The following is a 9,712-nucleotide window of genomic DNA, read 5'->3' as shown; positions in this document are numbered from 1 at the left end:
GTCGGGGGCAGGCTGGTTTGAGTCGCGCATGTCTGGCGCAAATGGTTTCGAGTAAAGCGGCACGGGCGGAAAAAGGATGAGTATACAACACCCAGCCGCCTCTACTGTCGGCTTCTGGAAAGGCGTGCGCCTTCCACTGCCCAAAGGCGTGTTTCCGCCGGGCTGGTTCCTGTTCTGCCTGCGCACATGGCTTTCCGCCGTGCTGGCATTGAGCACGGCCTTCTGGCTGCAACTTTCTTCCCCCGGTTCCGCCGCCGTAACCGTGATGATTCTGGCGCAGCCCCTGCGCGGGCAGGTGCTCTCCAAAGCGGTGTACCGGCTGGCTGGCACCATGATCGGCGCGTTTGTGGCCCTGTTCCTTACCGCCTGCTTTAATCAGGAGCGCGGCGTGTTTCTGGGGGGCGTGGCACTGTGGCTGACGCTGTGCACCATTATCGGCACGCTGGAAAAAGATTTCCGTGCCTATGCCGCCATGCTCTCCGGCTACACCGTGGCCATTGTGGGTATCAGTTGCATTGATAATCCGGCAGCCGCCTTTGATGTCACGGTTAACCGTGTGTCCGCCATTATCGTGGGGATTGCCGCCACTGCCGCCGTAAACGACTTTTTTGGCTCCCCCACCGCCTTTGAAAAACTGGCCGCCAACCTCCACCGCACAGCAGACATGGTGAAGCGCATTGCGCGTGAGGCCATAGCGGGCCACGGCATTCCTGATGAGACAGCCTGCGCCGGGCTGGCAGGCGAGATCATCGCCCTGACGTCTCAGGCCTCCTTCGCCAAAACGGAACTGCCCGATGCCCATGTGCGGCTGGCCGGAGCACGCTCCGCCATGGTGGCCCTGCTGGAAATGCTGAGCTGTAGCCGCGCCATTGCCGCTGTTCTGCGGCGCGGAGAAATTTCCGGCCCGGTGCTCAACCATATCCGTACAGCTTTTGGAGATGGCACGCCCGTCGCGTCCCCCCGTCAGGCCGTGCATGATCTGGAAGATCTGGCGCGGGAAGCCCATGCCGAGGAACTCTCCCGCGGGCCGACACTGGATGAGGCATGGTTGATTGAACGCTCCATGGCGCTCCTTTCTGATGCCCGCTGGGCCGCGGACGGCATTGATGCCTTCGAGAACGGCCGCCGCGCCCGCACAACCGCGCCCGACCTGAAAATTGACCAACATCAGGACGTGATTGCCGCCCTGCTGGCCGGGTTGCGCACACTGGTCGGCTTTACGGTCGCTGCCGGGCTGTGCGTGATTTCCGATATTCCAGCCACCTATACGGCGCTGTCTCAGGTGGCCATTATTCTTACGCTGGCCGCCACCACCTATAATGCCCGCGGCTTTGGCATGGGGGCGCTGATCGGCACCCCTCTGGCCGTTGCGGTTGCGGCAGTCCTCAATTTTGGCGTGCTGCCACACGGGGCAGACATGCCGTTTCTGGCCATGGCCATTCTGCCCGTTATTTTCGCGGCCTGCCTACTGCTGCTCAACCCCAAGACCGCCACCGTGGGGTTCAACGCCGGCGTGTTCTTCTTTGTCATTCTGGGCGTGGCGAACGAACAGAATTACGAGCCCTCGGCCTTTATTGACCGCAATGTGCTCTATCTGTTTTCGGCCATCATCATCTTCATTTCACTGGTGCTGCTGCTGCCGCCCTCCGCCAACCGCCGCCGCTTCCGCGTGGCGCTGACAATCGGGCATGATCTGCGGCTCCAGTTTGAAGGACATGGGGAACAGGCAGGCTCCGCCCTGATCAGCCGCCATTATGATCGCCTGTGCCGTATTCTGGAATGGAACAGCTACCTGCCCTCCAACAAGGCCAAGACCCGCGTGTTCATGCGGCTTTCCAGTCTGGATGAACTGAACGTGGAACTAGCCCGTGCCCGCCGCCACCTGCAACGTGCCGCCACCATTCCCGCCATCCGTGCGGATGCAGAGGCCGCCTACCGTTCCACCATTATCTACAATATTGATGCCGCCGTTTACCGCATGCGCCACAAGGCCCGCCTGCTGCTTGACCACAGCATCACCCTGCCACATGGCCAGATGGCCACGGCGCTGGCGGCTGTCTCCGCCATGGTGGGGGCCATCCGGCTGCTGGAACATAACCGCTCGGCCCTGCATCTGTATGATCTGCTGCCGCTGCCTGACCAACGCTGGAAGGCCACCTGATGGAACTTGACCTCAGGCCCGTTCTGGATGTGGGGGGACTGCTTGTGTCCTCTTTTGTGGTGCATGCCGGGCTGGCCATTGCCACGCTGCTGATCCTGAGCCCCATTCTGGCAAAGGTGCGCGCCCGCCGCGTGATCTGGAACCTGCCACTGGCTGAATTCGGGCTGCTTGTCTGCCTGATCGGCCTTTATACTATTCTGCTGTGAAAGGACTTTCCCACCGTGTTTGAACGCGCCCGCCGCGCCCTGCAGTTTGTCACGACCGGGACAATCCTTGCCATTGCCGCCGTTGTTGCCTTTGTGCTGTGGGACTATTATACCGCCGCGCCCTGGACCCGTAACGGCCAGGTGCGTGTACAGGTGGCAGATATCGCCCCCCGTGTTTCCGGCCAGATTATTGATGTCCGCGTGCGGGACAACCAGTTTGTCCATGCAGGCGATGTTCTTTACGATATCGATCCTTTTGACTTCAAGGTCGCGCTTGCAACGGCCACTGCCCGCGTGAATGAGCGGCAGGCGGACATGGTGTTGAAGGACACCCAGCAGACCCGGCGTGACAAACTGACGGAAGCTGCGGCCTCACGGGAAGAAAAGCAGGTGTATCAGGCCACGGCGGACATTGCCAAAGCCCAGTATGGGGAGGCTCTGGCCGCGCTCTCGCAGGCCAAGATCAATCTGGACCGAACCCATGTTCGCAGCACGGTGACAGGCTATGTCACCAACCTGATCATGCGTGTGGGGGATTTTGCCACGGCGGGGCAGCCCAACATCCGGGTGATTGATGCGTCATCCTACTGGGTGGATGGTTATTTTGAAGAAACCAAGATCCGCGCCATTCATGTCGGGGACCGCGTGCGCATGGATCTGATGGGGTACCGCGCCCCCATGTGGGGCCATGTAGTGAGCATCACCCGTGGTATTGCAACCCCCAACGCAACACCCGCCACGCAGGGTCTGCCCTCGGTTGATCCGGTTTATACGTGGGTGCGGTTGGCCCAGCGTATTCCGGTGCGTGTTCACATTGACAGCATTCCCCCCGGCACCCAGCTTGCCGCGGGCATGACAACAACCGTCACCGTTGTGGGCAGTAAAGGCAAACGTGCCCATGATACGCTGACTGAAACCCTGAACCGCCTGCATGACACCCTTATGGGAGGCACAGGAGGCAGCGGCACCCACGACTGACAACCCTGCGCATAAAAAACGGCCCCTGTAACAACACGGGCCACCCGGGTATTTTTATGAAGACTTGGGCCGCCCACGGTGCAACGCCAACTGGACGGCCCAGCCTGAGGCATGGCACATAATACCGCCATGATGCATTCCGCCGCCCGACTAGTTCACATTGTATCCCGCGCCGCCCTGATCCTTCCCTTTCTGGCACTGGCCACACGCCCAGCGCACGCTGCGGTTGATCTGGATGGTAAAGGTGTAAGCATCAGCACGCCGTGCCTGACGCGCCTGCATGTGGCGGCTTCAACCGACATTCATGGCGCGGCCCAACTGCCAGACGTCCTCCCCTCCGGCGTGACCGCCACTGTGGGCAAGGACAACGTAATCTACATTACCCAGGCCAACTGCACGGCCGCCACACCACTGGCCAGTGCCCTGACCATTACCACCCGCCCCACAACCCCTTTGACCATAGACAACGCAGACCGCACGGCAGTTTTGCTGGATGACCGCAAAAGCACGGTGTTCATCCGTGCCGGGTCCGCACCGGTGGAAATGGGCAAGGCGGGCGAACTGGGGCTGGTCTCCACCTCCACCGGCCCCATTACCATCCGCATCCTGTCAGATTCCGCGCGCATCCGCTCTGAAACGGCAGCACCTGTCACCATCCGCGCCATTACGGCCCCTGCGCTCGCGCTCTATCTGGGTGGATCAGCCACCTTCACCGCACAGTCTGGCCATTTGCAGGCGCTTGAAATCACCTCCGCCAGCACGGGGGATGCCGTGATGCATGGGACTACGGATGTGGGCGTTTTTCATGTCATGTCCAGCGGCAGCATTATTGTGGACAAGGTAGGCGACACTCTGGCGACGGAACGCGATGGCAGCGGCAAAATTATTCCAGACGCCAGCGCACCACCACCCCGCACCCATGCTGACCGTGTGACCGCAATACCATGAGCCTGCGCTTTTTTCCCTCTGCCTTGCGCAGAAGCGCCCCCGGCCCACAGATTCGTATTTTCGTTACCCAGTTTTAACATTATGCTGCCGGGAACAGACACGGTGCCCCACCTCACCCCGCGTTGCACCGCAGCGCCGGGAAAATTCCCCGTACGCTAAGGAAGATCACGCTTGTCCCTCTGCCGACTTTTTATCATGCGGCCTGTCGGCACCATTTTAATGGCCCTGGCCTTTGTGCTGGCAGGCGTGTTTGCCTACCGCGCCATGCCGGTGGCTGATCTGCCCAATATTTCCGTCCCCGTAATCTATGTTGTGGCATCCCAGCCCGGCAGTTCGCCACAGCAGATGGCCAGTTCCCTCACCACCCCGCTTGAACGGCATCTGGGCCAGATTGCGGGCCTGACCAGCATGCGCTCCGATTCAACGGACAAGGACGCCTTTGTCCTGATGTTTTTTGATGACAGCCGGGATATCAACGGGGCCGCGCGTGATGTGGAAGCCGCCTTGCAGGCCGCTCGGCAGGACATGCCCAACACCCTGCTGATGCCGCCGCAATATTATAAGGCCAACCCTTCTGACAGCCCGATCATGCTGGCGGCCATGACATCGGATACCCGGTCCCCCTCCGCTCTGCGGGATCTGGCGGAAACGCGGCTGAAGCCTCTGCTCTCCGGCGTAAAGGGCGTGGGCTGGGTGGAACTGGTAGGTGCCTCCAAGCCTGCGGTCCGCGTGGAAATGAACCCCCTGCTGCTCTATAAATATGGCGTGGGGTTTGAAGATGTGCGCTCGGCGCTGGCCTCTGCCAACGCCAATACCCCCAAGGGATTTGTGGATTCCGGCGGCCAGCGCCTGACGCTGGAAACAAATGATCAGGCCCGCACGGCAGAGCAGTATCGGGATCTGGTGATTGGTTACCGCAACGGGCGGCCCGTGCGGCTGACCGATGTGGCCAAGGTGCGCGACGGCCCGCAGGATGAGCGCAAGGCGGGCTGGTATAATAAAAAGCCCGCCATTATCACGGTTATCCGCCCGCAACCCGGCGCGAACGTGATTGAAGTGACAGACGCCATCCGCGCGCGCGCTGAAATTCTCAGCAATGCGTTGCCGCCTGATGTGTCTTTCAAGCTGGTGTCAGACCGGTCCGTATCCATCCGTGGCGCTCTGATTGATACGCAATATACCTTGCTGATCTCGGTCCTGCTGGTGGTGCTGGTGGTGCTGGCGTTTCTGCGCAGTTGGCGTTCCACGCTTATTCCCGCCATTACCGTGCCCATCTCACTGGCTGGTTCTCTGGCCATCATGCATGTGCTGGGGTTCTCGTTGGATACCCTCTCGCTGATGGCGCTCACCATCGCCACCGGCTTTGTGGTGGATGACGCCATTGTGGTGGTGGAAAACATTGCCCGTCACATGGAAGCGGGCATGACCCGCATGGAGGCAACACTTCTGGGCTCGCGCGAGATTGCGTTCACCATTCTCTCCATCACCATTTCCCTGATTGCGGTTTTCCTGCCCCTGCTTCTGCTGGGTGGTGTGCCGGGCAAGATCTTCTTTGAATTCGCCATGACGCTGACAACAGCCGTCACGGTCTCGTTCTTCCTGTCCATCTCGCTCACCCCCATGATGTGCGCCTACATGCTGGAAGTGCATCATGAAGGGGGCCATCATACCGTCAGCAGGAACATTCTGGTCCGCATGGCCTCCCTTCTGGCCGACGCCACGGATAAGGGGCTGGAATGGCTGATGCGCGGCTACACGCGCTCGCTCCGCTGGGCGTTGCGGCATCCGTGGCTCATTTTATCTTCCCTGCCGCTCAGCTTCTTTGCCACCATCGGCATTCTGATCGTGATGTCCAAAACCATTCTTCCGGCAGAAGATATCTCGTTGATTGAAAGCTATCTGAGCACAGACCAGACCAGTTCCTTCACCGCTACATCAGACAAGGCCCGCAAAGTGGTGCAGGCCATGATGGTGGACCATGATGTTGAAGCCGTTCTGGGCTTTGCTGGCGAGGATTCCGCCAATGAAGCGCAGGTTTTTGCGCAGTTGACGGACAAGGCAAGCCGCACATCAACACCGGAGCAGATTGCCGCCCGTGTGCGGGCGCGGGTGCGCGATATTCCGGGCCTTACCGCCAGTATTTCCAATGCTGGGGATATCAATGGTGGTGGGCAGCGCCAGCATCAGGGCACCTACACCTACATCTTCCAGAGCGATAATGATGAGGACATCTATACGTGGGTGCCGCGCCTGACAGAACTGCTGCGCAAAAGCAAGGTTCTGGTTGGGGTCAACAGCCAGCTTTCCGGCAACGGTACCGCCATGCATGTGCTCATTCAGCGTGATACCGCCGCCCGCTATATGGTAACGCCCCAGTTGATCGGGAATGCGCTGTATGATGCCTTCGGGCAGAGAACAGCCTCCGCCATATCCACACCGCTAACAACCTATTACGTGGTGATGGAAGTTGAAAAATATTTCCGTGAAAACCCGGACACGCTCAAAACGCTCTGGGTCTCCACCGCTGGCGGCACGGCCTCTGGCGCCATTGCGTCCAACACGGTGCGCGTCAAAAAACCGACCGATGCTTCAACATCGCAGGCCGTCACGCTGAGCGAGCAATCCTTCCGCAACGCCATTGCCAACCGGCTGGCAGGTGGCGGTGCCGGAGCCTCCAACGGGTCGGCTGTGTCTTCTTCCTCTGAAACCATGGTGCCACTCCCCACCGTGGCGCGGCTGGTCACTACCCCCACCCCGCTACAGGTCAGTCACGAGAACGGGTTTATCTCCGGCTCCATATCCTTTGACCTCGCCCCCGGAAAATCCCTGGGCGATGCAACGTCTGAAATTCAGAAGGCCATGATCAGCCTTCATACGCCCATTGCCCTGCACGGAGATTTCTCCGGTCAGGCCGGGGATATGAAGAAAAACATGATCAATGAACTGCTGGTGTTCATAGCGGCATTGGCCACCATGTATGTCACGCTGGGTATTCTGTATGAAAGCTACATCCAGCCCCTGACCATTCTCTCCACCCTGCCATCCGCCGCCGTGGGCGCGATGCTGACACTCTGGATCTGTCAGGAACCGTTCTCCCTGATCGCCATGATCGGTGTTATTCTTCTGGTCGGGATTGTGAAGAAAAACGCCATTCTGATGATTGATTTCGCCCTCCATGTCGAGCGCGAGCAAAACCTGCCCCCGCGGGAGGCCATCTATCAGGCGTGCATCACCCGCTTCCGCCCCATTCTGATGACAACCCTTGCCGCCGCCTTTGGCGCGGTGCCGCTTGTGTTTGGGCATGGCTATGGCTCTGAACTGCGCCGCCCGCTGGGCATTGCGGTCATAGGCGGGTTGGCCACAAGCCAGTTGCTCACCCTGTATTCCACGCCGGTTGTGTATCTGTTCATGCATCGCCTCAGCGCGTGGACACGCCGCAAGGCCAGCGCGTTGCGCAACCGCTTTACCGGCAGGCACCGGCCCGATGCGGATGTTGCGTCCTCTCATCCCTCCTGAGGGCAACTCACATGGTCATTCCCGCCAAAAGACGGTAAGACACACGCCATTCATCCAACCAGACAAGGACGAGAAAAACCATGTCAGCCGATACCCTGCCCGATCGCCTCTCCGTCAACCCGGAAAGCCCGTTCTTCAATGGTGAGCTTCTGGAACGCGGCATTGGGGTGCGCTTCAAGGGCGTGGAAAAAACCAACGTGGAAGAATACTGCATCAGCGAAGGCTGGATCCGCGTGGCCGTGGGCAAAACCGTTGACCGGCACGGCAACCCCCTGACCATGAAACTTCAGGGCCCGGTGGAAGTTTGGATCAAGGACTGAACTGCTCTCAGCACATACCACATCGATAATTAGGGGACTTAACTAATTATCGATGTGTGTTAACGTAATTGTGTAAATGTGACAGCGTCCAGGGAGACACTCATGGCCCAGCCTGAAACCGGTACCAAGCCGGACCTTCACTACACTGTTGTTATCGTGGGGGGCGGAACTGCCGGTATCGCGGTAGCGGCCCGTCTTCTGCACGAACGTCCGAGCCTTGATATCGCTATTATCGAGCCCTCCACCACCCACGCTTACCAGCCGGGTTGGACATTGGTGGGCGCTGGCACCATGACCCTGAAAAGCACGCTACGCCAGGAAGGCGGCCTTATTCCCTCTGGCTGCACCTGGCTGCGCGCTGCCGCCGCCTCTTTCCAGCCGGATGAAAATCAGGTGACACTGGAAGATGGTCGCACCGTGGCCTACAACCGTCTGGTGGTCTGCCCCGGCCTGCAACTGGACTGGGACAAGATTGAGGGCCTGAAGGAAACGCTGGGCCGCAATGGCGTGTGCAGCAATTATTCCAAGGAAACGGTGGAATATACCTGGACATGCATTCAGTCCCTGGCTGGCGGCACCGCCCTGTTCACCCAGCCGCCCATGCCTATCAAATGCGCAGGCGCTCCGCAGAAAATCGCGTATCTGGCATCTGACTACTGGCGCAAGCACGGCACGCTGTTCCGTACCAATGTGGAATTCTGCCTTGCCGGGGATGCCCTGTTCGGTGTGGCCTATTACCGTCCGCCGTTGCAGGAAGCCGTTGATTATTACGGCATCAACCTGCAGTACAAGCACAATCTGGTTGCCGTAAACGGCCCGGAACGCAAGGCGACATTTGCCTTCACCAATGCGGAAGGCCAGACCGAGCATGTGGTGAAAGAGTTTGACATGCTGCATGTCACCCCACCACAGAGCGCGCCGGACTTCATCAAGCAGAGCCCGCTGGCCAATGGTGGCGGTTGGGTGGATGTGGACCCCACCACCCTGCAACACACCAAATACCCCGCCATTTTCGGGCTTGGGGACGTTATTGGCACGTCAAACGCCAAGACCATGGCCGCAGCCCGCGCCCAGACGCCCGTTATCACCAAAAACCTGCTCGCCTCTCTGGATGGCAAACCGCTGACAGGGGCTTACGACGGCTATGGCGCCTGCCCGCTGACGGTGGCGTACGGCAAGATTGTGCTGGCCGAGTTCCTGTATGGCGGCAAACCTGCCCCCAGCTTCCCTTATGATCAGCGCAAACCCAGCCGTTTTGCCTGGTTCCTGAAATCCACCGTGTTCCCGCGCGTGTACTGGGACATGATGCTCAAAGGCCGGGATGTCACCGTGCCGCATCATCCGGACTGGATCAAAGGCTGACCCATTGATGATACCAGCGTCCTTCTCCTGACGGAGAGGGACGTTTTAAACGCTGGGTAAAGTCAACGCGTAAACGCTGCCGAGGCGTATGTGTGGCGGAAGGCGTTGGCGTTGGCGTTGGGTGCTTGATGCAAGGCGTCGAGACAAAAATTCTCCCCTTCAGCCTCAAAAACACCCGCAAACTGGCACTGGCACTGGCACTGGCACTGGCACTGGCACTG

Annotated in this window: 7 protein-coding genes; all 7 read left to right on the top strand. The window is 59.6% G+C overall.

Translation table 11 applies throughout. The features are described from left to right. Nucleotides 1-76 precede the first annotated feature (76 nt). The 7 genes from AD948_RS07845 to AD948_RS07815 all read left to right on the top strand — a co-directional run bounded on the left by AD948_RS07845 (nt 77) and on the right by AD948_RS07815 (nt 9,491). Nucleotides 77-2,161 (top strand): FUSC family protein, encoded by a 2,085-nt coding sequence (locus AD948_RS07845; protein ID WP_058987050.1) that lies wholly within the window; start codon nt 77-79, stop codon nt 2,159-2,161. After that, nucleotides 2,161-2,367 (top strand): DUF1656 domain-containing protein, encoded by a 207-nt coding sequence (locus AD948_RS07840; protein ID WP_006559760.1) that lies wholly within the window; start codon nt 2,161-2,163, stop codon nt 2,365-2,367. The genes AD948_RS07845 and AD948_RS07840 overlap by 1 nt, the downstream gene beginning before the upstream one ends. Before the next feature lie 15 nt (nt 2,368-2,382). Further along, nucleotides 2,383-3,345, top strand: a complete 963-nt coding sequence (locus tag AD948_RS07835; protein ID WP_006559761.1) for an efflux RND transporter periplasmic adaptor subunit — start codon at nt 2,383-2,385, stop codon at nt 3,343-3,345. A gap of 111 nt (nt 3,346-3,456) precedes the next feature. Beyond that, nucleotides 3,457-4,293, top strand: a complete 837-nt coding sequence (locus AD948_RS07830) for a hypothetical protein (RefSeq protein WP_061471411.1) — start codon at nt 3,457-3,459, stop codon at nt 4,291-4,293. A 171-nt stretch (nt 4,294-4,464) separates the two neighbouring features. After that, nucleotides 4,465-7,809 carry an efflux RND transporter permease subunit gene (locus AD948_RS07825; protein ID WP_061471410.1) on the top strand — a complete coding sequence of 1,115 codons (3,345 nt, stop codon included), beginning with the start codon at nt 4,465-4,467 and terminating at the stop codon, nt 7,807-7,809. Between the two features lie 80 nt (nt 7,810-7,889). Further along, nucleotides 7,890-8,129, top strand: coding sequence for a DUF3297 family protein (locus tag AD948_RS07820; protein WP_006560414.1), 240 nt, complete (start codon nt 7,890-7,892; stop codon nt 8,127-8,129). A gap of 102 nt (nt 8,130-8,231) precedes the next feature. Then, a complete protein-coding gene (locus tag AD948_RS07815) occupies nt 8,232-9,491 on the top strand; it encodes an NAD(P)/FAD-dependent oxidoreductase (protein WP_061471409.1) in 1,260 nt (419 codons plus the stop codon). The last annotated feature ends 221 nt before the right edge of the window (nt 9,492-9,712 follow it).

Source organism: Acetobacter senegalensis (genome assembly GCF_001580995.1).
GTDB lineage: Bacteria > Pseudomonadota > Alphaproteobacteria > Acetobacterales > Acetobacteraceae > Acetobacter > Acetobacter senegalensis.
Note: the sequence above shows the minus strand (reverse complement) of the source record. Positions and strands in the feature narration are given on the sequence as shown.